The sequence below is a fragment of the Pontibacter sp. CAU 1760 genome (assembly GCF_054482735.1).
Map to the genome: position 1 here is coordinate 35871 of NZ_JBTLRL010000005.1, position 23991 is coordinate 59861.

The window sequence follows — 23991 nt, forward strand, 5'->3', positions numbered from 1 at the left end:
TCAGTATTATACGAGAAAAAGTTTTTTTAAGACTTTAGCTATTGTTTTCGGATTCATATTTTAAATTTTTGCCTCAAGGAAGAAGGGATTGGTTGCTATGCAATAGCAATCTGGTCAAATGCTGGAAATCCTGGCTACAGAGCCCGTAGCTTTAACTTACCAGTCACAAACCATGGAGGGGGTATAAAACTAAATTTGCTGAATCACATATAAAGAGAACAAACGTTTTAAACCTTAAGAAGAAAAAGCTATGGAAGAAAATAAGAAAAGCGCGCAAGCTGTTGAGAAAGAGGGGAAGCACGTAACAGGCACGCAAGGCCAGCACACTCCTGCCAACGCTGAAACTGGAAAAGTAGGTAAGGAATATTTACCAAAAGAGGGTGACAAAAAGAAAAACATGACGGGTTATAATGAGCTGCCGGAACAGGAAAAAGTGGGCGGTGAAGAATAACTGACTCTAAAAAAGTTTTTTTTTAGTTGAAGCTAAACCCTACACCCCGTAGCCCCGTATAAAAGAATGGCTAAAAGTTGAAAATAATATTTTCGCATTGAAGCGGCAGTATCCTGAAAAATGGAAACTGTCGCTTTTTTGTTTTTAGACAATATTAGTGATTAGTGCTCAAGAAGCTCCCCTGTACTATATCCCGGGTGGCGTGTGTGGGATTCAGCCATTTGTCATACCACAACAACGCGTTTCATTGGTGTAGGACTGCAAGTAGTGGCCCGGAAGCGAATGGCGTGGTGCAGGGCATCGAAAGCATGGACTCCACTTACCTAGTAGGCATAAAGTGGCATCCTGAATACCTGCCGCAACACAGCACCCAGCGGCGCCTCTTTCAGGCATTGGTACATCAGGCAAGTCAGGTAAACAAACAGATTGAAGCGACTGATATGCAGCAGGCGTTAGAGCAGCCTAAAGCCAGGGCGCTCAAGGAAATGGAAACGCAGGAAGACCAGCTACGAAATACCGCCTGACTACCTCACTAGCTTGTGCGCTTTATCTACTGCAGGCAGCAAGCAACTTAGCTAACCATATCGCAACATGCCAAATAACGATTGGCTAACGGTGCTGTTCATATACTGTGGGTGACACAGCAGTGGTTAATTGTGTCACTGAATCATGACTTAGCGGTTGGGCATTGGCTACCTGCAGCGCATCCTGCAAATGAGCTTCTGTGCGTATCCCCAGCACGGCACTTGCAACAGGCAGCTGGCGCAGGACAAACCGGGCGGCTACCGCAGCAGGAATCTCTCCGTTTTGTGACGCTACGTTTGCCACTGCCTGTGCCGCCGCAGCTACCTCACTTTCAGAACGCCCCAGGTACAGTTTTGGCGCTTTGCCCAACAACAGGCCCTGGGCATAACTCCCTCTTGCCAGCACACTGATCTTATTTTGCTCCAGTAATGTGAAGCAGCTTTCTTCGGGGCGGCGGTCTAACAGACTGTACTGCATCATCACGGATGCCAGGTCGGCATGTTGCACGTACTCCCGAATTACATTGGGGCGGATAGAGGAAATGCCATAAGCCCGGATCTTACCGGCCGCGCGTAGCTCCTCAAACGCTTCGATCGTTTCGTGTATCGGGTCCTCAATAGTGCCGCCATGCAGTTGATACAGGTCGATATAATCCGTTTGCAGGCGCTTCAAACTTTCTTCCACCGCCTTCAGGATATAGGCTTTGGTGGGGTTCCAGTCCCATCCGCTGCCGTCTGGTCGCCATTCATTTCCGACTTTGGTCGCCAACACCACCTCATCGCGCATTCCCCGAAAAGCTTTGCCCACTGTCCGTTCGTTTTCACCCTGCTGGTACAGGTCTGCAGTATCAAACAGATTTATACCCTGGTCCAGCGCCTGATGCAGCAGTGCTTTGTTTGCTTCGTGGTCTTCGCCTAACGACATGCAACCGAAGCTCACTTCACTTACCTTGATTCCGGAGTTACCTAGTGCATTGTATTTCATAGCGCTGTTGTCTGAGGTTAAATAATGTGCTTTGGTTTAGTCTGATGACGCGGAGGCTGCATTGGCCGCATAAAGCGATTCGTTTTTGAAGGGCACCAGCGCCAGTATAACTGAATGCGCATAAAGCGCTTTACGGTCCAGCGAATTGTCGGTTAAAAGCCCGATGGCCCCACTCGCTTGCTTCGAGTTTTGCTTACGGAAAACCATATCATCGGCTGTGCCGAGCTCTATCCCCTGTTCCACCAGCTCCGCCACAGCTTTAGGCAGAAAGAACGTGCCGGACCGGGCTTTTCCAACTAATTCTGCCGAACGCACCACCACCCAGGCAAATGCTGCCAGCCCTGCTTCCATCGGTGCCACACCCCCTTCTATACCTACCCAAAGATCGGCGGAGGGATTGGCTTCTTTTGCATTCTTCACCCGGTTTTCGGCCCCTCTCAGTGTCTCGGCATCGGTCATGGGCTGATCTGCTACTTCCGATGGGACCGCCACTGGGTGCGCCTCCCAGGTATAGCTGGGAAACATTTGCTGGATACCCTCCAGCGCTGCCTGCACTTTCACTGGGTTTAAGGAGGCTACAACTACCTTCTTTACGTGTTTTGTCATCTGTATAAATAATGCTTTCAATCAATTCGTCTGGCCCGCTACAGCGCTGCCATTTCAAAACCTACCCTCAAGTTAAAAGAATGGCCTCAGCAAAAAAAGGGGCGTGCCGCTGGAATCAGCAACACGCCCCTTATTAAGCGTAAATAGGAGATTATACCATTCGCTGATTTTACCAGTTTGCGTGCACCGATGGTCTGAGATAGGTATTGTAAATCTCCTCTACGCCCTGCATCTGCGCTGCGCTAAGTGCAGGTAAGGCAGAAGCCTTAATGTTAGAATTGACCTGCTCTGGCCGGGATGCACCCGGAATAACAGTGCTCACTTCATCGGCCATCAGCACCCACCGGATTGCCCATGCCGCAAGCGGTTCCTGACCCGGGAAAAGCTTTTTCAACTCCTCCACAGCCTTCAGACCCACCTCGTAATCGACGCCCGAGAAGGTTTCGCCTTTATCAAAGGCTTCTCCGTTACGGTTGAAGTTCCGGTGATCTTCCGGCCCGAACGTAGTATCGGGGCTTAGTTTGCCAGTAAGCAGGCCGCTGGCAAGCGGCACCCGGGCAATTATACCAACGTTATTCTCTTTGGCTTTGCTGAAAAACTCCTCCCGCGGCTTCAGCCGGAACATGTTATAAATGATCTGAACCGATGTCACGTTGGCGTATTGCATGGCTAGCAATGCTTCGTCCACCAGCTCCACGCTCACACCCAGGTTTCGGATCTTTCCCTGCTCCTTCAAGCGCTCAAAAGCCCCGAAGATCTCTGGCCGGGAGTATACCTCAGTGGGCGGGCAATGCAGCTGGATCAAGTCGATGGTGTCGGTCTTCATGTTCTGCAAGCTTTCCTCAACATAGCTTGTCAACTTCTCGGGGGTATAACCTTCAGCGGTATGCGGCTGAATCTGGCGGCCGCATTTAGTGGCGACATAAACTTTCTCTGACCGGCTTTTCACAACTTTAGCAACAGCGGCCTCGCTTTCTCCGGCGCTATACACGTCAGCTGTATCGATAAAATTAACACCGGCATCTATCGCCTCATTAATTATTCGGGCCGCATTCTTTTCATCAAACGGCTCACCCCATTTGCCACCTACCTGCCAGGTACCCAGTGATACCTCCGACACTTCAAAACCTGTTTTTCCTAACTTTCTATACTTCATAGTTTATTTACTAATATCACATTCTCTAAATAAAACCGCGCAGACCTAGCGGCTATACTCCTCGTTGATGCCGGCTGCCAGGGCAGGTTGCTCTTGCGTGACATACAGCGTGCGGGTAGGGAACGCAATGTCAATGCCTCTGCCCTGGAACTCCTCAAAAATCCGAATATTAATGGCCTGCTGTATGTCCATGTATACCCCGTAATCGGAGCTGAGCACGTAGTATACCGTCTCAAAATCAAGGCTGGAATCACCGTAGGAGGCAAAGTGCGAGCGGTCAAACTCTGTGAGCTTCTGCGACTGCACAATGGATTTGATCAAGACCGGAATCTCCTTGATGTTCTGGAGCGAGGTGCTATAGGTTACCCCGATTTTGAATAAGACACGGCGGCGCTGCATCCGCTTGTAATTATGAAGCCGCGACCCCGTCAGGTCGCTGTTCGAGAACACCAGTTGTTCTCCTGAGAGGCTTTTTAACCGGGTCGTCTTGATGCCCACATATTCTACCACTCCCATCTTATCGTCCACAATCACAAAGTCGCCCACCTCAAAAGGCCGGTCAAAGAAAATGACGAAGTAATTGAACAGGTCGCCCAATATATTCTGGGCCGCCAGGGCAATCGCGATACCCCCAATACCCAAGCCAGCGATCACAGTGGTCACGTCATACCCCATGTTGTCGAAGAGGAAGACGATGCCCACAAACCAGATAAACACATTGATCAGCAGCATGAGGCCGCCAAGTTGCTTCACCTTTTCATCGCCGTTCGACTGTTTTTTTACATAAGACCGCAGCGTAAATAGTATCGCCATGGATATAAACCGGATGATCAGCACGGTTACAGCCACCGTTACAGCCACACGCAGCCCACTATTCATTTTATTGGTTAGGGATAAATAATTAATCCCGGCATAAATAACGGCTATGTACAAGGCTGGCACGCCAAACCTTTCTATTCCCTCCACCACGTAATTATCGATGGAGGTATGGGTATGTTGGGTTAACTTCTGTAAGCGTGTTAATACGATTCGTTTGAAAAAGCCTATGAGCACAATCCCCAGCAATATAATGCCTGCTGCAATGAGGTAGTCCTTTACTGAATTATGCCAATAAATTCTCTCTAAAAATTCTGTCATTCTAATTAATTTTGATAAATGCTACTTTCTTCTGGCGGTGTATCAGAAGTTTAAACTTACAATTAACCAATTCTTCGCTTCAGATGCAAAACGCTGTCGCCTCGAATAAAACCTTAAATGACCTGAGGCTGAAAATTCATAAGTTCTAAATACCTGCACACACAACACATCTTCTACGGCAACTTAAGAAGAAGGCTATCCGATAGGGCTGCTTTTTATTGCATTTTTAACCAGGCATCGGCGCATTTGTTGCCAATTATTTAAAATACCCACCTTCACATAAAAATACAGGCGGGCGCTATAGCTGTTTTTTGTAGCTATAGTGCCCGCCTGTAGTATAGGTTAGTAACTTACTTCTCTAAGATCAGCTTGAGTGTTTCGAGGCTTGACTCAGTTTGAATACGCACCAGGTAGAGCCCCGGCTTTAACTCCGCCGCCTCCACCTCCAGGGTCAGGTGCTGCCCGGCCTGGGCTGTTCCCTCGCCCAACTGCCGCACCAGCGCCCCCTGGCTGTCGTACAGCCCGGCGCTATAGGCCCCACCCTGCAGCGCCACGAACGAGACGGTGGCGCGTTCCCGGAACGGGTTCGGAAAAGCGGTCGCCAGCTCCGTTTCCGGGGCTGCCCCGCCGGCCTCCGCCTGGGCCAGGTGCTGGGCAAACAGCGGGTTCATGCCCTGCCCGTGCAGCACCACCTGCCCCAGGCCGATGCCCGGAAGTGCCTGCTCCAGGCTAAGGCGCGGCCCGGACACAGCGAAGTTGTCGTACACCAGGCGCCCGTGCGCCGTCATGTCCCATACCTGCAGGCGCAGCTTGTCGCCCGCGTCGTTCAGCCCCGCCCCGCCGGCATCCTCCATGGTGGCCACGAAGCGGTAATGCCCTTCTCCGTTGATGCTGCCGGTGCCCTGCAGGGCCGCCCGCTCACCCCGCACCACCAGCCAGTCTAGCTTGCGGCTGAAGAGCACGCTGCGCCCCAGCAACAGCAGCGCCGCCCCCGAGGGCTTGGCCTTGGCGTGGGCGTCGCGGTACTGCGCCGCGAAGGCAAAGGCGGTCGGCCCCGCCTCCCCCATCAGGGCTAGCTGCGGGGAGGCGGGCGAATAGAGCAAACCGGCCCCGGACACCGCCCTGGCCGCCGGGTCGAAGATCACCATCTCCTCCCGGTACTCTTCTGAGCCCGGGCGCAGGCAACTCTCTGCAAAGTCGAGCTGCACGGTATGGATGCCGGCAGCGGCGTAGCGGTGCTGCCCTGTGACGCGAGGGTTGCCCGGCAGGGTGTAGGCCACAGAGGGCGCCGTGCCGTCGCCCCACGACCAGCGCACCCCGGCCCCCTGCAACTCCTTGTAGGCGCCGAAGTCGGCGGTGGTGCGCACCTGCTCGCGCACCTTCATGGCAAAGGGCGGCAGGCTTAGCTTCACCGAAACCGGTGTGCTGCATGTTGCGGTAGCAGTGTATTTGTGTAGTGTTAATGTACCTTTATCAGAACCCTGCGGCAAGTGTTCCTCGAAAAGCGCCGCATAGAGGTTATCTTCCAGATCAAAGTTCACCGACAGGCCTGAGGAAATCTGATCTGGCTTTGACGGCATGACCACCACGTCCGTTTCGGTACCCTTTGCATCGTACTGACGGACGAAGAACGTTGGTTGCTCCAGGTACTCTCGAGGCGCAAGCCAAGCCGGTGGTCGCTTCATCAGCCCCAGATGGCCTGAAAGCGCAATGTTTCCTGAGCGTGACAGGGAAATGCGCTTGCCTACTGTTTCACGGATTGTTCCGCCATCATAGCTGTTTAAAGTATGGTACCACTCCTCTTCCCCGTTACTGCTGAACCGGGTCAGGAAATAGTCGAACACATTGCGATATTTGGCTTCTAAACCCAACAAATAAATGCCGCCATCAGGGGAAAACGCTACATCCCGCACAAAAGACTCGTTTGTACGGCCCATTGGCTTGTGCACTTTCTTGTTGCCTTCACTGTCGGTTATCAGCAAAATCACATTGTAAACGTAAGGTTCAGGGGAGGCATTGGTTAATACATTAATAGCTCCCGTGCTTGTTACATGAACAGCGGCCGGAAAGCCTGGTTCATTGTAAGTGTTGAACTTCGAAGTGGCAAACTGATAGGTGTATGTTTTCTCGAAAATAAGGCTGCCATCTTTGGCAGCACAGCGCAGGAGCAATAGATTAGTATTCTCATAAGGGACATGCGATTGTTTGGTTCCTGCGACAATCACTCCCAGCGAAGGGTCTACGGCCAGTTTTATACCCAAGCCATCTGCATACTGCTGTTCCCAGATTACTTGTCCATCCCCATTTAGCTTGCGCAGCAATACGTGGTTTACACCATTGTGTGAAGCATTTCCCAAAACATACACAAACTCTCCCTGCACCAGCACATCTTCCAGAAACTGCATCTTGTGCCAGAGCAATTTCCCTTGCGGGGAAAATTTAGCCAGGACTGCTTCTTTCATGTAACCCTCTGGGTTGCGTGTCTTCGCGAAGGCATAGATGTTGCCAGCTGCATCAAGTACTACTTTCTCAGGCATCTCGTCTTCCCCGGTTACCTGTTGCCTTAGGTTATTTTGCCAAAGCACCTTGCCAGTAGCACTTACTTTGGTGAGAACTGCCTGTGCGCCTACAACTTTTCTTGTACTTAGCAAAAGTAAGTTACCCTCCTGGTCAGTGGCTGAATGCAGCATACTGTTTACCCACATCCCATCTGTTTCCGGAATGTGCGTTTTCCATGATGGGGATAATTGAGCAGCTGCAAGATGCGAAAGGAATAGCAAACCGATTAAAAGCGGTAGCTGCAACAGCATTTCCTTGATATTTTTACAAAATAAGAGAGTAAATAAGGCTTTATGTATGATATGCCCTGGATAAACTGGTAAACGTTTGTTCATAGCCTTTTGAGTATAAGTTAAAGTTCTAGCGGGTACCTAAGGGCGGAGCAATCAAAAACCACAATAGTTGCAGCGCATCCCAAATCGGACACTGAACGTGTGTAGCTTTTGTAAAATCAGCATGATTAAAACAAATTGATTATACTTAAATCACAAATTATTGTTTTGCTTGCTGCGTCTGATTCACAAATTATTCTCTGGAAAAAGACTCAAAACAAAAACCTTAATTTATTGAACAATACTTATACATAGCGAATAAGGCGGTTGTAATACAGACAGCTAAAATTGCACTAATACTTTCAATATATATAAATAAATATTTGTATAACAGTACTTTAAACACAAAGCCATTCTGGTAAATCAGTTGACATTTCTGAAGGGTCTGCGTATAAATTAGAAAGGGAAAATTGTAGTTCACCCTAACCAACATATTCACCTTTAAACCCAATTGCTATGTCAACCTGGATAAAACATAACGAAAAGACCCCCAACTTACGTCAGCACATTCTTGCAACACTCGTTGAGCACGGATCGCCCAAAGTAGTTGCCTGCTGGTATATAGATAATAACCGCATCATGATTAGTGATGCACCTAATTCCCAGACCTATAGTTTCTCGATGGTAAAGGCCTGGCAACCCTTCCCACAACCCTATTCAGAAAGTGTGTAAGTCCATTGAGCACACCTGCCAGGCCACTACCCAGTAGTGGCCTGGCAGGTGCTGTTACAGCATGGCTAGATTAGAAGTCCAGCGCGAGCTGCACGGGTTCGGATTTAACCGCTGCACTGGTGGCATGTATGGTATATACCGGCGTTTCCTCGTAGCGTGAAGCCACAGTAACTTCCACGCCGTTGGCATGTGCCTCGAAAAGGCGTTTGACAAGTGCTGGTGAGTTGTTGTCCTTGGACAGATGCGACAGCAGGATGTGGCTCATGTGCGCTGGTTTGCACGCTGAGAACAAGGACAATGCCTGCTTGTTAGACAAATGGCCGCGTCCGCCCCGGATGCGTTGCTTCAGGTAATACGGGTAGCGGCCCCTCTCCAGCATCTCCTCGTCGTAGTTAGCTTCCAGAAAAGCCGCATGGCACTCGCTTAAATGCTCCATCACATGTTGGCAGGAGGCGCCAATATCTGTAAACACGCCAATGTTCACGCCTGAAGCGCTCACCACGAAGCTATGCGGATCGGCGGCATCATGATATTTCGGAAAGGGCTTTATTGTCAATCCGCCAATCTGCACGGGCACATACGCCGAAAAAGAGTTTATCTCCACTCCTTCGTAACTGATGCGCGAGTTCCACTGTGTATGCGGTGTTATGTATACCGGGATGTTATACTTCCGGGCCAAGACCGGAATGCCCTTGATGTGGTCGGAGTGCTCATGCGACACGAAAATAGCCTTTACGCGCTGCATCGATAGGCCCAGCCGGCTCATTCGCCTCTCCGTTTCGCGGCAAGAGATACCTACGTCCACCAAAACGGCCTCTTTGTCGTTACCGATGTAGTAACAGTTTCCGTTGCTGCCGGAATTCAGGGAGGTGAAAGAGAGGGCCATATGCCTGCAAAGTAAACAGAAATTTGGCTTTTCTTCAACTCTTAAATTCCACTGGAGGTATAACGCCTGTATACCTGTGTTTATAAACCATCGTGCCGGCGACACAGATGCCGCACCCAAACCAAACTAGCAACATGATAGAGGACCTCTGGTATAAAAATGCCGTTATTTACAGCCTGGACCTGGAAACATTTATGGACGTGAACGCCGACGGGATCGGCGACTTTGAGGGACTAGCCCGGCGACTGGATTACCTGCACGCACTCGGCATCGACACGGTATGGCTCGCCCCCTTCCAGCCCACCCCCAACCAAGACAACGGCTATGATGTGTATGATTACTACGGGGTGGACCGTCGCCACGGCTCTAGCGGGAACTTTGTGGAGTTTATGCACCAGGCCAAAAAACGCGGCATCAAGGTGATCATAGATTTGGTCGTGAACCATACCTCCGACCAGCACCCCTGGTTCCAGGAATCGCGCAGCAGCCCCGACTCCAAGTACCGCGACTGGTATGTATGGTCGAAGGAAAAGCCTTCGGATTGGAATGAAGGCATGGTGTTTCCGGGGGTGCAGGAAGCGACCTGGACTTATGACCAAAAGGCGAAGGCCTATTACTTTCATCGGTTCTACAAATTTCAACCTGACCTGAACATGGAAAACCCGGAGGTGCGGGCGGAGGTGCAGCGCATCATGGGTTATTGGCTGGAACTGGGGGTGGCCGGGTTTCGGGTGGATGCGGTGCCCTTTGTACTGGAAACGCCCGCCCCCGGCAAGAAAAAGCACGAGTTACGGTTTGAGTACCTGCGTGAGATGCGTCGCTTTTTGCAGTGGCGCAAAGGGGACGCTATTCTGCTCGGCGAAGCCAACGTGCTCCCGGAGGAAAACACAAAGTACTTCGGCCATGAAGGCGATGGCATCCACATGATGTTTAACTTCTACGTGAACCAACACCTGTTCTATGCCCTTGCCACTGCCGATACCGAACCCCTGCAACAGGCCCTGACTCAAACCAAGGAACATTTCTTTACTTCGCAGTGGGCGCAGTTTCTGCGCAACCACGACGAGTTAGACCTAGGGCGCCTGACAGAGAAACAGCGCCAGAAGGTATTTGCACGCTTTGGGCCGGATGAGAACATGCAGCTCTATGACCGGGGCATCCGCAGGCGACTCTCTCCTATGCTGGGCAACAGGCAACAGACAGAACTGGCCTATAGCCTGCTCTTTTCGCTGCCCGGCACCCCGGTAATAAGGTATGGCGATGAAATAGGTATGGGCGACGATTTGAGCCTGAAGGAACGTGCCGCGGTCCGAACGCCGATGCAATGGTCTGCTGACCCGCAGGCAGGCTTCTCCAGGGCCGAAAAGCTGATTCACCCGGTGGTGTCAGAAGGACCCTATGCGTACACCCATGTGAATGTGGAGGATCAGCGCCGTGACCCTGACTCGCTCCTGAACTGGATGACCGCCATGATCCGGCTGCGCAAAGAGTGCCCGGAAATTGGCTGGGGCAAATGGAAACTGGTAAACACCGGTTGTCCGGAAGTGCTTGCCATCTGCTATACGTGGAAAGACAATTCACTCATTGTAGTGCACAACTTAGAGGAGAAGGCTCATGAAATAAAGCTTCACCTGGATCAAAACGAGGGCGACAAACTCATTGACTTAATGACCAACTATGAAAGCGTGGCAGACGGGAAAGGGAACCAGTTTATCACACTGGACGCCTACGGCTATCGCTGGTTCCGCACCGGCGACCTTAGCTACCAGATGTTCAACGACCCGTCTACCAAGGGGTTAAAGAAAAATAAAAAATGATCCTGTAAGGTAATCCGATATATAAAGGGAAAGTCAAAAAACCTGCTGCGCATGCAGGGTTTATGCAGGTTTTTTGTTTTCTTGTTACACCATACATTTCTGTTCCCGTTTCCATGAAAAAAATCATCCGGTTGGCCTTCATTTGCCTGGTATGCCTTACAAGCCACAATATTTTCGCGCAGGCAAAGAAAGCCGAAGCACCCATTGTATTGAATCACATAGCTGTTTATGTGCACGACCTGGAACAGAGCACAGCCTTCTATAAGGACGTGCTGGAACTGCAGGAGATTCCGGAGCCCTTCCACGACGGCCGCCATACCTGGTTTACACTCGGAGCCGCAGGCCAGCTTCACCTGATTCAGGGAGAGGGCAAAAACCTCACTATCGATAAAAATAACCACTTGTGTTTTAGTGTTCTATCAGTAGCGGATTTTATCAAGAAATTAGATCAGCACCAGGTGGAATACACCAACTGGCCTGGCACAGCCAAAGCCCCGACAGTACGGGTAGACGGCGTAAAACAGGTTTACTTCCAGGACCCCGATGGCCATTGGATAGAGGTGAACGACGATAGGCCAAACAGGAAAACCAAAAACAGGAAATAGATTTTGCAACTGGCACACCTCCCTGCATTGTTCCCTGATGCTGGGGGTACTTGCCCATGGTATACCTTGACCTGATTTTAGCGTAGTTTAGACCATTGGTAACTTTTAACAACACAATCTCATGATGCCAAACTCTACAAAGCCCGAAGAACAGCTTTTTGATGCTGCCCGGAAAGGAGATGCTGCCGCTATCAAAAACCTGCTGGATGCGGGGGCTGATGTGAACATGAAGGATGAACGCGGTTTTGCCCCTTTGGTACTGAGCACGTATGAAGGGCACCTGGAGGCAACGAGAGTGCTGCTTGAGGCAGGGGCCCATGTGGATGCACAGGATTTTAGCGGGAATACGGCCTTAATGGGGGTTAGCTTTAAAGGCCACCTTGAGATTGTTAAAATGCTGTTACAACACGGTGCCTCGCTCGATCTTCAGAACGCCAATGGTAGCACTGCCCTGATGTTCGCCGTCTTGTTTGGTAGAAACGAGCTGGTTAAGTTGCTGGTAGTGCACGGTGCGAATCAAACGGTGAAGGATATGCGCGGGCTGACGGCTCGTGAACTGGCGCAACAGCAAGGCAACCAGGAAGCCCTGAAAATTCTAGACTAGCCTTTTCCCCTTTTTTACCGGAGACCAAAGCGCTCCTGGTATACGCAGCTGCGTATACCAGGAGCGCTTTTTCATTCTTGGCTATCAAATTGCAAATCCATGCCCGAAGGTTAATTTTTAAAAGTTAGCTCCTGTTACTTACAAACCTCTGTCCTATTCCCAATATACTTCAACACCACACAAAAACAAACTATAATCCAGTTAAAACATTATAAATACCATTTGTACTATATAAATGAAATTTAATTTACAAATCAGTTCTATTTAGCAAAATAAGGCTATAAATTGCACTGAAATAGCAGCGCTTAACGCTACAAAACAAAACTTATAAGCAACAGCAGTCACTCTATTGTTATAGTGCTGTGCTACTCTGAAATGGCGAACAAGATGAGATTCTTTATACTCCTTATACCTACGCGCGCTCGCCTTGTATGAGAAAGCTGTTGATTCGCTCTTTATTGGCAGTTGCACTAAGTTGCCCTTGTTTTTTGGCTCAGGCAGGCGCTCCGCATCCATCCCAGTCCAACACCGCCGATACTGCTCATACATTAGCGCATGACCTCGAAGCGCTGTCTACCGCTATGCAGGCGAAGGACACAGTGAGTATGCTCGCTGCCTATCTTAAGCTCGGCGATGCTTACCGCCTTTCGAATACGCACCGCCAGTCTTTAAAGACTTACCGCTCGGCCATTGCGGTGGCCAAGGCAAAGCCTTACCGGGCGGCTTTGGGCAAACTTTATAACAGGATCGGTTTACTTTACGCAACGCAAGGCAAATATCATAAAGCGATCCTATATCATAGAATAGCTTCCGGCACGTATGAGTCGCTGCACAACAAACAGGGAGTCGCCATTAGCCTATACTACCTCGGTGAAAACTACGCCAGGGTAAAACAACACCAGTCAGGCATCACAGCGCTCAAGAAAGCGAAAGGCATTGCGCAGGAAACGGCAAGAACCGACCTTTTTATACCAATTTTGCTTAGCCTGTCTAAGCATTACCTGGCTACGGGCCAGCAACAACCTGCTATCGATTATGCAGAGCAAGCTTTCGGTATGGCAAGGGCCCAGGGCAATAAGAGCGGTATTGCATCGGCCTCTAAACAGCTGGAGCAGTTATATGCTGCCACTCAAAACTACAAAGATGCCTATTACTATTTGTCGGTTTACGAGTCTGAGCTGACAGAAATAGATTTGGCCGCACAGCACAAAAAAGCTGCAGAAACGGCTGTGCGGTACCGGTCAGAGGCCAAGGAACTTGAGAACCAGCAGCTAAAAGCCCAGCAAGCCCTCCAGGCGGACAAAATAGAAATGCATCGTACTATCCTGCTATTGGTAAGTGTTGCTTTGCTGCTATTGCTGGCTATTATGGTGATGCTTTACTTGAACAAGCGTCGCCTTCGGCTAGCGTATACAGAGCTGCAGGAATCGAACCAGCTGATGCACTCACAGCGAAACGAGATACAGAACCAGGCACAGGAGCTTCTGGCTAAGAACGAGGAACTGGAAAAGCACAAGCATTTCCGAACGAAGATCTTCTCAATTATCTCGCACGATCTGCGCAACCCGTTCAATAACATCCGGGGGGTGCTGAAGCTCGTGCAGCATAACGCGATCACAGAGAGCCAGAAAATGCATGCCCTCAAACTACTGAACACCAATATGGAAGCCAGCAGCGCCATGCTCGACAATATACTGCTCTGGTCGAAAGCGCAGTTAGAGGAAACTGAGTTGCAGTTGGTTCCGCTTTCACTTCAGGCTGTTGTGAACCAGAACCTGGAGTACGCCAAAACACAGGCACTTGATAAAGGCATACGGTTTGAGACCAGCATCGAAGCGGATGTCAGCGTGCTAGCCGATCAGGAAAGGTTGAACTTTGTGCTGCGCAACCTATTGCTCAACGCGATTAAATTTACGTTTGTGGGCGGGCTCGTCCAGATTGCGGCTCGCGCCGAGGACGACCAGGTGATCTTAACCGTAAAGGACGACGGTGTGGGTATACCTTCTAAAAACGTGCGGAAACTATTCTCCAGCGAACGTTATACCACACCCGGCACGCAGAACGAAAAAGGCACCGGCTTAGGGCTAATGCTTTGCAAAGAGTTCGTAGAGAACCAGCATGGCACCATTCAAGTGGACAGCGAGGAAGGCAAAGGCACTGTGTTCACCCTAACGCTTCAACGTGCTGGATTAAAGCAAGGCATCACGTTTACGTACGATGCTAAAAAAGTGCAACACAGCAATTAACAGACCTGGTAGGAACTGTTAGTCACTTTTGGCTGATGCGTCCATCCTGTCACGCATATTTTTCTCGCGTCGCCCGACCATAGCGTGCATTGCCCTATTTATACCCAGATCCCCTTCCTGAATTTCATGAGTGAACGACACTTTTTTCAGTGTTTAAACGTTGAGGCATAGAATTTGTACCCTATCTTTACGAAATCACATTTTTAGATACTCGTTTTAGCGGTAACATCGCTTGCACTACCCTGATCTAAAGGTTGATTTTAAGATAAAAATTAAAAAATAATGCTTTAAATTAGGCGGATCAAATACCCTTTTTAAAGCCGATCACAACACTTTCTAATATTTACAAACCTTACAAACACACATGTCTAACTGGAAAAACCACCTCAGGCTACTACTATTCGGTGCTGCTGCCCTTTACGGAACATCAGCCGTTGCACAAACTAAAGGCGAAGATCAGTTCATCGACAAGGCCAACATGGACTTAAGCGTGAAGCCTGGCGATGATTTTTATACCTATGCCAGCGGTACCTGGCTGAAGAACAACCCTGTTCCGGCCAAAGAAACGCGCTGGGGAAGCTTTAACCTGCTGCGCGATTTTAACATTGGCGCAGTACGGTCTATCCTGAACGATGCGGCGGCAAACAAGAGTGCAGCCGCTGGCTCTGTAGAAAAGCGCGTAGGCGACTTCTATGCAGCGGCTATGGACAGCGCAGCGATTGAGAAGGCTGGCTATAAGCCCATCAAGGCTGACCTGAAAAGAGTCGGTTCAGTGAAGAGCTTAGACGCAGTGTTGAATGAGGCAACTGCCTTGCGTGCCTCTGGGTTCGCCTCGCCTATGTTTGGCTTCTATGTGGGCCAGGACCGCAAGAACGTGGAGAACATGGTGCCGCAGCTGAGCCAGGGTGGCACCACCCTCCCAGACCGCGATTACTACCTGAAGGATGATGCACGTAGCCAGAAAATACAGGAGGCCTATAAAACATACATCACCAAGCTGTTTACACTAACCGGGGTAAAAGACGCGAAAGCAAAGCAAAACGCTGAAACCATCTTTAACCTGGAAAAGAAAATGGCCGAGGCGCAAATGGCCCGTGTTGAAATGCGCGATCCTTACAAGACATACAATAAATTCGCGGTGGCCGATCTCAGCAAAATGACTCCAAACATTGCATGGGAGTCGATGCTGGCGAAGATGAAGGTAACGGGTCAGGACACCATTCTGGTGAACAACCCGAAATTCTTCACAGCCCTGAACGATCTGCTGACAGCAACCCCCGTGGCTGACTGGCAGACTTACCTGCAGTGGAACGTGCTGAAGTCTTCTGCCCCTTACCTGAGCTCAGATTTCGTTGATGCGAACTTTGCCTACAGCCAGGCTTTGTCCGGACAGAAAGTACAAACGCCACGCTGGCAGCGCATGTCGCAGTTGACTGACCGCACCATCGGTGAGCTCTTGGGGCAGCTTTACGTGAAAGAGCACTTCAAGCCAGAGGCGAAAGCCAGAATGCAGGACATGATCAGCAACCTGATCAAAGCCTACGAGATTCGGATCAACAACCTGGATTGGATGAGCGCTGAGACGAAGGAAAAAGCCTTGGCGAAACTGCATGCCTTCACCCCAAAGATCGGTTACCCGGATAACTGGAAGACCTACGAGGGAATGGACATCAGCCGCAAGTCTTTTTTCCAGAACCTGCGCAACGCCGACAAGTGGAGCTACAACGACATGATTAGCCAGCTGGGTAAGCCCGTGGACAGAACCAAGTGGGGTATGACGCCTCCAACGGTGAACGCCTACTATAGCCCGGTGATGAACGAGATCGTGTTCCCGGCTGGTATCCTGCAGTTTCCGTTCTTCGACCCGAAAGCGGATGACGCAGTGAACTACGGTGGTATAGGCGCGGTGATCGGCCACGAGATTTCGCATGGTTTCGATGACTCCGGTAGCCAGTATGACAAAGACGGTACGCTGCGCAACTGGTGGACAGAGCAAGACCTGGCCCGCTTCAAGGCAAAGGCACAGCAACTGGCCACGCAGTACGACAACTATACCGTGCTAGATACCATTCATGTGAATGGCAAGCTGACGCTAGGTGAGAACATCGGTGACCTGGGTGGCCTGAACGCCGCTTACGAAGCCTTTAAAATGACAGAGCAGGGCAAGTCCGGTGAGAAGATCGACGGCTTTACGCCTGATCAGCGTTTCTTCCTGTCGTGGGCGCAGGTATGGCGCGGCAATATCCTGCCAGAAAGCGCTGCTCAGCAAATCGTAACAGACCCGCATTCGCCAGGCGAGTACCGTACCATCGGTGCCCCCGTGAACATGGATGCCTGGTACGAGGCCTTCAACGTACAGCCAGGTGATAAGCTTTACAAAGCTCCGGAAGATAGAATCAGACTCTGGTAAGCTTTTGCTAGCACAAAACTAAAAACCCTCCGGTGCATAGGTGCCGGAGGGTTTTTTATTGCATTGGGTTCGTGCGTGTCAGCTATAAAATTAATGCAGGTTCAGGTCCATGCCTGGGCAATTACAGGGGCCCTATTAGAGCACGCGCATTTCGATACGCCGGTTAAGCTGCCTGTTTTCCTCTGAGTTGTTGGCGACCACCGGGCTGCTTTCGCCATACCCTTTGTGGCGTAGCCTGTTTTTGCTGATGCCATGCGTGCGCAGGTAATCTACCACAGCCAGGGCTCTTTGCTCAGACAGAACCTGATTGGCTTTATCAGAGCCCACATCGTCGGTATGCCCGACAATCTCCAGCTTCAACGCTTCGTTCTGCTGCAGAAAACGGATGAGCTTGTTCAGTTCCGTTTTGGAGTTATCGGCGAGTTTGTATGCCCCTGTTTCAAAAAACAAATTGTTCAGCACGACGGCTGCTCCTGCCTTGATGGGCTCCAGGTATACATCCAGCGCCACTGGCGAGAGCGATTTGGGGGAGGTATAATCAAAGCTGAGGCTGTTGAGCAGGTACTGGGGCGCGGTCACGTAAAGGGCATACTGCTTGCCTTCCGTCAGCACAACCGTGTATTCGCCGTTCTCTTTGTCAGAATTGACCTGCTGCACCAGCGAGTCTGTGGCCACATCATACAGTTGCACCTGGGCAGCCAGGGGCTTTTTAGTGCTTTTGTCGAAGATACGGCCTTGGGCATAGGTGCTGTTCTCGCTGCTGCGCCACTCCTGCGGCACATCGAACTGGAACAGTTGGATGCTCGGCGCGCCGGCATCGGTGGTTACTTGCCGCGAGTAATATCCCACCTTGTTATCAGAGGTGATAAACAGAGAGCCTTCATCTGCCTGCGTATTCAGCGGGTAGCCCAGGTTTTGGGGCTCCGACCACGGCTTGCCCTGCTTGCGGGTCACCTTAAACACATCGAGCCCGCCGAGCCCCAAATGGCCATCACTCACAAAATATAAGGTGGACCCGCTGGTATGCACGGAGGGCGCCATGTCACGGCCCGCCGAGTTGACGGTTTTTCCGAGGTTCACGGGCCTTTGCCAGGTCCCGTCTTCCTGCAAGCTCGCTACCCAGATGTCCTCCTTTCCTATACCTCCCCCGCGGGTGGATGAAAAGTAAAGCGTGCGCCCGTCGGCTGACAGGCTTGGCTGAGAGTCCCAAGCCTTGGAGTTGACAAGCTTACCCATATTGCTGGGCTTGCTCCAGTTATCGCCGGTTCTGGAGGAGATATAAAGGTCGCAGTCGCCTTGCCCGTCGGGGCGGTTGCAGGACGTAAAGACCAGCGTCTTGCCATCTCCCGAAATCGTGGCCGCCCCCTCGTTGGCTTTTGTATTGATGTTAGTTGAAATGGAGGCCGGCTCCTGCCATTGCCCGTTCTTACGCTCACTGATATAAATGTTCTCGTCGTGATCGGGGCGTGAGCTTAAGCGGGTGGTATAAATGAAATAGCGCTGGTCGGCGGTGGTGTACGGGAAATACTGTAACCCGAACCGGTTGAGGTGGGCGGGCATTTGCACCGGAGTGAAAGGAACCGGCTTAGCCATCGCCTCAATCGCAAACTCCGCCGATTTGATCTGGTTCCGAGACCAGCTGATCAGCTGCTGGCTTTTTGGCTTGGACTGGAGGAATAATTTGTAATTCTCCATGGCGGCGGCGTACTCCCCGCGCTCAAATTGCAGGTCGGCCAAATCAAAGTAAAGGCCACCGTAGGCGGGTGTAAACGCCACCAGGGGCAGGCCCTTTTTCAGGAGTTCATACACTGCCGTCTTGTTGCCCATCATTTTCTGCAGTTTGGCGGCTCTGATGTAGGCGTCTACAAACTGGGGGTCTTTTTCAATCGCTTCGGCAAGGCTTTGCAGCGCCCGCTCAAAGTCCCGGTTCATGGCGTAAACATCTGCTTTCTCGTAGAGCTTGGCTGCCTTGGATGAGGTGGTACTGAGCTTGTGCTGTTGGGCAAACGCAGCGGTGCACATCGTCAGCAGCAATAAAAAGGCGAGCAGGTGTTTCGTCATAGGTCTGTTACGGGATGTCCATGTATTTGTGCGTCTGAAGGGAAACACGCCATTGGGGGTGCAGCTTCACATACTCTACTATCAGAGGCATGATCTCGTTGGTCTTGCCCCACTCTGGCTGCAGGTATAATTGGCAGCCGGGCCCCACCAAGGCGGCATGCTCCTCGGCCCACTTAAAATCGCTCTTGTTAAAGATCACGACTTTCAACTCGCTTGCGAAGGGATACACCGATGCGTCGGGCGCTTTGAATTTTTTAGGCGAAAGGCATACCCAGTCCCACACCCCACTAATACGATAGGCGCCGGAGGTTTCGATCATGGTACGGATACCGCGCTGCTGCAACTGTTCGGTGAGCGGCTGCATGTTGTAGAGCAAGGGCTCGCCGCCCGTAATCACAATGGACTTGCCCGGATAGGCATCTGCCATCTCCACAATATCGTGCACGGGTGTGAGCGGGTGCTGTTCCGCATCCCACGACTCCTTTACGTCGCACCAGTGGCAGCCTACGTCGCAGCCTCCCAGCCGAATAAAGTAAGCTGCTGTGCCGGTGTTGGCGCCTTCGCCCTGTATGGTATAAAATGCCTCCATCAGCGGAAGCGCGCTTCCATCTTTGGGTACGGTATGGATGGAGGCCGTCTGGTATGCTTTTGTTACTTCCAATTTCGTGCAAATGTGGCTGAGGATTGCTCCCCTGCCCTCTAAAATTTCATGGTTCGCTCCGCAGGGGATGATAGCCCTTTGTACAGAAGGTGCAATTTAGCTAAAAATGCAACAAGCACCGCAGCGCTTAACGTTCCGTTGAGAAAGTATGGCCACCCGCTTCTTTACTCTTTTTACATTAAAAGTTAAAAAATATTAGCAATTGTGTAAAACAGGTAGTACTTTGCCTTCGATATAAATAATGAACGGCTTAAAAAACATATCGCTGCATTTTTTGAACACAGGGAAAACTATGCTTTTTTTTGGCGTTACAGCGATCACCATTATTACCCCTTGTGGGGTAAATTTATACATATCGTCCCTTCTCTAATATCGCGCAACCTGCGGTTTAGGCCTCCTGTAAGGCATATTTCCTATTATCAAGTTTATATATTATCCCCATGCTGGTTTTAAAATTTGGCGGCACCTCTGTGTCTAACGCAACTGCAATAAATCAAATTGCCGCAGTTATAAAAGAAAAGCAATATCCGAAGCAAATGATTGTGGTGGTTTCGGCCATGTCGGGTGTCACAGACATGCTGGTGTCGTGCTACCAGAAAGCCGCCGGGCACGACGCCAGTTACCATGAGGTGATACAGCAACTGGAAACCAAGCACATGGAGGCCATCGAGGAGTTGGTGCCGTTCAGCTACCAGGTGGACGTGAAAGGAAAGGTGAAGCTATTGCTGCGCGAACTGGAGGATATCTGCCAGGGCGTATTGCTGCTCGACGAACTGAGCGACAGCGTGAAGGCCCGGGTGATGTCGTATGGTGAGCTGCTCTCCTCTTCTATCGTGTCGATTGCCTTTCATCATAAAGACCTGCCAAACACACTGATAGACAGCCGCGACTATATCATCACTGACAGTAATTATTTAAACGCTAAAGTAAACCAGCTAAAAACCTATGGGCGCATCAAAGACACGATGCCTGACGTGGCGCTTGTAGTAGCCCCGGGCTTTATTGCTAAAACCGAGGCTGGCAAGACCTCTGTGCTGGGCCGCGGCGGTTCAGACTACAGTGCCTCTATCTATGCTGCTGCCCTGGACGCGGAGCGGCTGGAGGTATGGTCGGATGTGGATGGCATGTACACCGCTGACCCGCGCAAGGTAAAGGCAGCGCACTCCATTAAAGAGCTGAGTTATAAAGAGGCCATGGAGCTGGCATATTTTGGGGCGAAGGTGCTATACCCCCCTACCATCGCTCCGTTGGTCTCGGCCAACATTCCTCTGCTGCTTAAGAACACCTTCAATCCTACGCACATCGGCACGCTGATCACAGCAAACCCGAAACCGGGACCGAACATCATTAAAGGCGTTTCCTGCATCGATAATATTGCCCTGATCACGCTGAGCGGCAGCGGCATGGTGGGCGTGCCGGGTATTGCCATGCGCCTGTTCAAGGCGGTGGCCACCCGCAACATCAACATCTATTTTATCACGCAGTCGTCCTCGGAGCAAAGCATCACCATCGCCATGGCCGATACCGAAGGACAAGCCGCGCTGGAAGCCCTGACACAGGAATTTGAATACCACATGGCCGCTGGGGAGGTTGACCCCGTGAACCTGGAGCAACATATGAGCATTGTAGCCATTGTAGGCAATGGCATGATACAGCAGCCAGGTATAGCCGGCACCATGTTCTCTATCCTGGGCGACCACGCCATCAACATCCGGGCTATTGCCCAGGGCGCAACCGAGCGTAACATCTCCCTGGTAGTAAGCGGAAAAGACTCCGTGCACGCGGTTAACCTGTTGCACAACAGCTTCTTTCTGGCGAAGCACGAAGAAACAACAAAAGAACTGGCCTAAAGGCTTACGATATGAATGCATTGAAGTACACAAAAGTATTTGCCCCCGCCACTGTAGCCAACGTCTGCTGTGGGTTTGACGTGCTGGGCTTTGCCCTGGACCAGCCCGGCGATGAGGTATGGGTGCGAAAGGTAGAGGAACCGGGTGTCACCATCTCTGAGATTCACGGCATCAGTGGCTTGTCTACAAACCCCGACGAGAACGTGATCGGCGTAGTGGCCCGGAAAATGCTGGAGACGCTGCAGGTCCCTTTTGGCCTGGACATGCAACTGCACAAAGGAATGCCCGTGGGCAGTGGCCTGGGCAGCAGTGCCGCTAGTTCTGCCGCCGCAGCGTACGCGGTGAATGAGTTGCTGGGCAAGCCGTTTACCACCGAAGAGCTGGTGCCTTTTGCCATGGAGGGCGAGCGCCTTGCCTCCGGTTCGGCGCATGCCGACAATGTGGCCCCTTCGCTGCTGGGTGGGTTTGTGCTGGTGCGCAGCTACGACCCGCTGGATGTGGTGCCATTGGGCGTGCCGGTGGAGTTATACTGCACGGTAGTGCATCCGCAGGTAGAGCTCAAGACCTCCCTGGCTCGCAGTATTCTCAAAAAGGAAATCCCGTTGCAGAAAGGCATCCGGCAATGGGGTAACCTGGCTGGGCTGATGGCCGGTTTGCTGAAAGCAGACTATAGCCTGATCAGCCGCAGCCTGCACGATGAGATATTCGAACCGGAGCGCGCTTTTCTGATCCCGCTGTTTAAACAAGCCAAGCAGGCAGCCCTCGATGCCGGCGCCCTGGGTTCGGGCATCTCTGGTTCAGGCCCGTCTATCTTCGCCCTATCGGCAAAAGAGGCAGATGCGGTGAGGGTGCGCAAGGCCATTGAGCAGGTCTACCAAAACAGTGGCATCGACCTGCACGCCTATGTAACCCAAGTGCCTGAGCAAGGGGCACGATTGATTCAACAACCTTCTTTAAAAGCACAAGCATGAAATATTACAGCACTAACCGCCAATCCCCTAAAATAAGCTTCAAGGAAGCGGTTGTAAAAGGTTTGCCACAAGACAAAGGATTGTTCTTCCCGGAGAAGGTGCCCGCTTTAAGCGCAGATTTTTTTGAGGCACTGCCTGACATGACCTTACCGGAAATAGCCTATAAAGTGCTGCAGCCTTATGTGGCTGAGGACATCTCACCGGTTGCCTTGCGGCAGATATGCGACGAAGTCTTCACTTTTCCGGTTCCATTGGTAAAAGTCGAGGATGGCATTTTTAGCCTGGAGCTGTTCCATGGCCCTACCTGTGCCTTTAAAGATATCGGCGCCCGGTTTATGTCGCGTTGCCTGCAAACCTTTGCCGAGCCCGGTAAACCCGTGACTGTGCTGGTTGCCACTTCCGGCGACACAGGAAGCGCGGTGGCCAATGGCTTCCTGGGGGTTGACAATATTGAAGTAGTGATTTTGTACCCAAACGGCGGGGTGAGTGACATCCAGGAGATGCAGTTTACCACGCTGGGCCAGAACATACATGCTGTTGCGGTAGACGGCACCTTTGACGATTGCCAGCACCTAGTAAAACAGGCCTTTGCTGACCCTGAATTATCCAAAGAGATGCAGCTTTCCTCGGCCAACTCGATCAACGTGGCCCGCTGGCTGCCGCAAATGGTGTATTACTTTTATGCCTGGGGGCAGTGGCGAAAGCAGCAGGATGCAAGGGCAGAAGTCACCTTCTCGGTACCAAGCGGCAATTTCGGAAACTTGGCTGCCGGCGTGCTGGCCAGACAGATGGGCCTACCAGTTAAGTTTTTTGTGGCTGCCACTAACCTGAACAGGATCGTACCGGCATACCTGGAGTCAGGGGAATATACCCCCGCCCCTTCTGTGGCCACCATTGCCAACGCCATGGATGTGGGAAGCCCGAACAATTTCCCACGCATCCTGGAGATATTCGGGAATACGTATGAGAATATGAAAGCTGTCGTGAAAGGCTATTGGACAGCTGACGAGCCTATTCGGAATACTATTAAAACAGTAAAGGAACATGGCGGATACCTACTGGACCCGCACGGAGCGATTGCTTACATGGCCCTTAAAGAGCAGTTGCCAGCCCTGCAAACAGATGGCATATTCCTGGAAACCGCACACCCTGCTAAATTCAAGCAGACAATAGATGAGGTGCTGGGAGCTGACATTGCACTACCGGCTCAACTGAAGGCTTTTCTTGGAAGAACAAAACTGGCAAGCCACATTCCAAACGAATTTGAGGCATTGGCTGAGTTATTACAGGAGCAACATAAAACTCATACTACCACTGGTAATTAACATGTTATCCTATTACGATTTAACTAAGCATTAAGCAACATTTCAAGCACAAAGCCTTAGCCGCTTTACGCTCTATACCTTAAATATAAACAACCTGCGAGGCAAAACTTCGCAGTGTCACCATAGCGTATTA

General features: G+C 51.1%; 19 protein-coding genes. 11 read left to right on the plus strand and 8 right to left on the minus strand.

Going from position 1 to position 23991, the window contains the following annotated elements; genetic code table 11:
- Positions 1-250 precede the first annotated feature (250 nt).
- The gene (locus tag ACXYMU_RS08495) at positions 251-451 is read left to right on the plus strand and encodes a hypothetical protein (RefSeq protein ID WP_458985944.1); all 201 of its coding nucleotides are present in this window, start codon (positions 251-253) and stop codon (positions 449-451) included.
- 221 nt (positions 452-672) lie between these two features.
- A complete protein-coding gene (locus ACXYMU_RS08500; protein WP_458985945.1) occupies positions 673-975 on the plus strand; it encodes a hypothetical protein in 303 nt (100 codons plus the stop codon).
- A gap of 85 nt (positions 976-1060) precedes the next feature.
- Here the strand turns inward: ACXYMU_RS08500 and ACXYMU_RS08505 are convergent, their stop codons facing one another.
- The 5 genes from ACXYMU_RS08505 to ACXYMU_RS08525 all read right to left on the minus strand — a co-directional run bounded on the left by ACXYMU_RS08505 (position 1061) and on the right by ACXYMU_RS08525 (position 7549).
- The gene (locus tag ACXYMU_RS08505; protein WP_458985946.1) at positions 1061-1960 is read right to left on the minus strand and encodes an aldo/keto reductase; all 900 of its coding nucleotides are present in this window, start codon (positions 1958-1960) and stop codon (positions 1061-1063) included.
- A 36-nt stretch (positions 1961-1996) separates the two neighbouring features.
- Positions 1997-2566 (minus strand): inosine/xanthosine triphosphatase, encoded by a 570-nt coding sequence (gene yjjX, locus ACXYMU_RS08510; RefSeq protein ID WP_458985947.1) that lies wholly within the window; start codon positions 2564-2566, stop codon positions 1997-1999.
- Between the two features lie 169 nt (positions 2567-2735).
- Positions 2736-3722 carry an aldo/keto reductase gene (locus tag ACXYMU_RS08515; protein WP_458985948.1) on the minus strand — a complete coding sequence of 329 codons (987 nt, stop codon included), beginning with the start codon at positions 3720-3722 and terminating at the stop codon, positions 2736-2738.
- 45 nt (positions 3723-3767) lie between these two features.
- The gene (locus ACXYMU_RS08520; protein ID WP_458985949.1) at positions 3768-4859 is read right to left on the minus strand and encodes a mechanosensitive ion channel family protein; all 1092 of its coding nucleotides are present in this window, start codon (positions 4857-4859) and stop codon (positions 3768-3770) included.
- A gap of 350 nt (positions 4860-5209) precedes the next feature.
- Positions 5210-7549: a T9SS type A sorting domain-containing protein gene (locus tag ACXYMU_RS08525; protein WP_458985950.1), complete on the minus strand. Its 2340-nt coding sequence runs from the start codon at positions 7547-7549 to the stop codon at positions 5210-5212.
- Between the two features lie 657 nt (positions 7550-8206).
- On the opposite strand from ACXYMU_RS08525, the gene ACXYMU_RS08530 reads away from it, so the two are divergent.
- A complete protein-coding gene (locus ACXYMU_RS08530; RefSeq protein ID WP_458985951.1) occupies positions 8207-8422 on the plus strand; it encodes a hypothetical protein in 216 nt (71 codons plus the stop codon).
- A 70-nt stretch (positions 8423-8492) separates the two neighbouring features.
- Here ACXYMU_RS08530 and ACXYMU_RS08535 read toward each other — a convergent pair whose 3' ends face one another.
- Complete coding sequence (locus ACXYMU_RS08535) at positions 8493-9308, minus strand: MBL fold metallo-hydrolase (RefSeq protein ID WP_458985952.1); 816 nt, start codon at positions 9306-9308, stop codon at positions 8493-8495.
- 134 nt (positions 9309-9442) lie between these two features.
- Here ACXYMU_RS08535 and ACXYMU_RS08540 point away from each other — a divergent pair, with 134 nt between their 5' ends.
- The 5 genes from ACXYMU_RS08540 to ACXYMU_RS08560 all read left to right on the plus strand — a co-directional run bounded on the left by ACXYMU_RS08540 (position 9443) and on the right by ACXYMU_RS08560 (position 16990).
- Positions 9443-11125 carry an alpha-amylase family protein gene (locus ACXYMU_RS08540; RefSeq protein ID WP_458985953.1) on the plus strand — a complete coding sequence of 561 codons (1683 nt, stop codon included), beginning with the start codon at positions 9443-9445 and terminating at the stop codon, positions 11123-11125.
- A gap of 113 nt (positions 11126-11238) precedes the next feature.
- Positions 11239-11730, plus strand: coding sequence for a VOC family protein (locus ACXYMU_RS08545; protein WP_458985954.1), 492 nt, complete (start codon positions 11239-11241; stop codon positions 11728-11730).
- A 121-nt stretch (positions 11731-11851) separates the two neighbouring features.
- A complete protein-coding gene (locus ACXYMU_RS08550; RefSeq protein ID WP_458985955.1) occupies positions 11852-12334 on the plus strand; it encodes an ankyrin repeat domain-containing protein in 483 nt (160 codons plus the stop codon).
- A gap of 488 nt (positions 12335-12822) precedes the next feature.
- A complete protein-coding gene (locus ACXYMU_RS08555; RefSeq protein ID WP_458985956.1) occupies positions 12823-14580 on the plus strand; it encodes an ATP-binding protein in 1758 nt (585 codons plus the stop codon).
- 478 nt (positions 14581-15058) lie between these two features.
- Positions 15059-16990, plus strand: a complete 1932-nt coding sequence (locus ACXYMU_RS08560; RefSeq protein WP_458986221.1) for a M13 family metallopeptidase — start codon at positions 15059-15061, stop codon at positions 16988-16990.
- Between the two features lie 135 nt (positions 16991-17125).
- Here the strand turns inward: ACXYMU_RS08560 and ACXYMU_RS08565 are convergent, their stop codons facing one another.
- Complete coding sequence (locus ACXYMU_RS08565) at positions 17126-19051, minus strand: OmpA family protein (RefSeq protein ID WP_458985957.1); 1926 nt, start codon at positions 19049-19051, stop codon at positions 17126-17128.
- A 7-nt stretch (positions 19052-19058) separates the two neighbouring features.
- On the minus strand, positions 19059-19712 hold the full coding sequence (locus ACXYMU_RS08570) for a 7-carboxy-7-deazaguanine synthase QueE (protein WP_458985958.1): 654 nt from the start codon (positions 19710-19712) through the stop codon (positions 19059-19061).
- A 440-nt stretch (positions 19713-20152) separates the two neighbouring features.
- Between ACXYMU_RS08570 and ACXYMU_RS08575 the strand changes: the two genes are divergently transcribed.
- The 3 genes from ACXYMU_RS08575 to thrC are packed head-to-tail and all read left to right on the plus strand — an operon-like array spanning position 20153 to position 23858.
- Positions 20153-21562 carry an aspartate kinase gene (locus tag ACXYMU_RS08575; RefSeq protein ID WP_458985959.1) on the plus strand — a complete coding sequence of 470 codons (1410 nt, stop codon included), beginning with the start codon at positions 20153-20155 and terminating at the stop codon, positions 21560-21562.
- Positions 21563-21573: 11 nt separating this feature from the next.
- Entirely contained in the window at positions 21574-22533 is a 960-nt protein-coding gene (locus ACXYMU_RS08580; protein WP_458985960.1) for a homoserine kinase, read from the plus strand.
- On the plus strand, positions 22530-23858 hold the full coding sequence (gene thrC, locus ACXYMU_RS08585) for a threonine synthase (protein WP_458985961.1): 1329 nt from the start codon (positions 22530-22532) through the stop codon (positions 23856-23858). Before ACXYMU_RS08580 ends, thrC begins: the two co-directional genes overlap by 4 nt.
- Positions 23859-23991 lie beyond the last annotated feature (133 nt).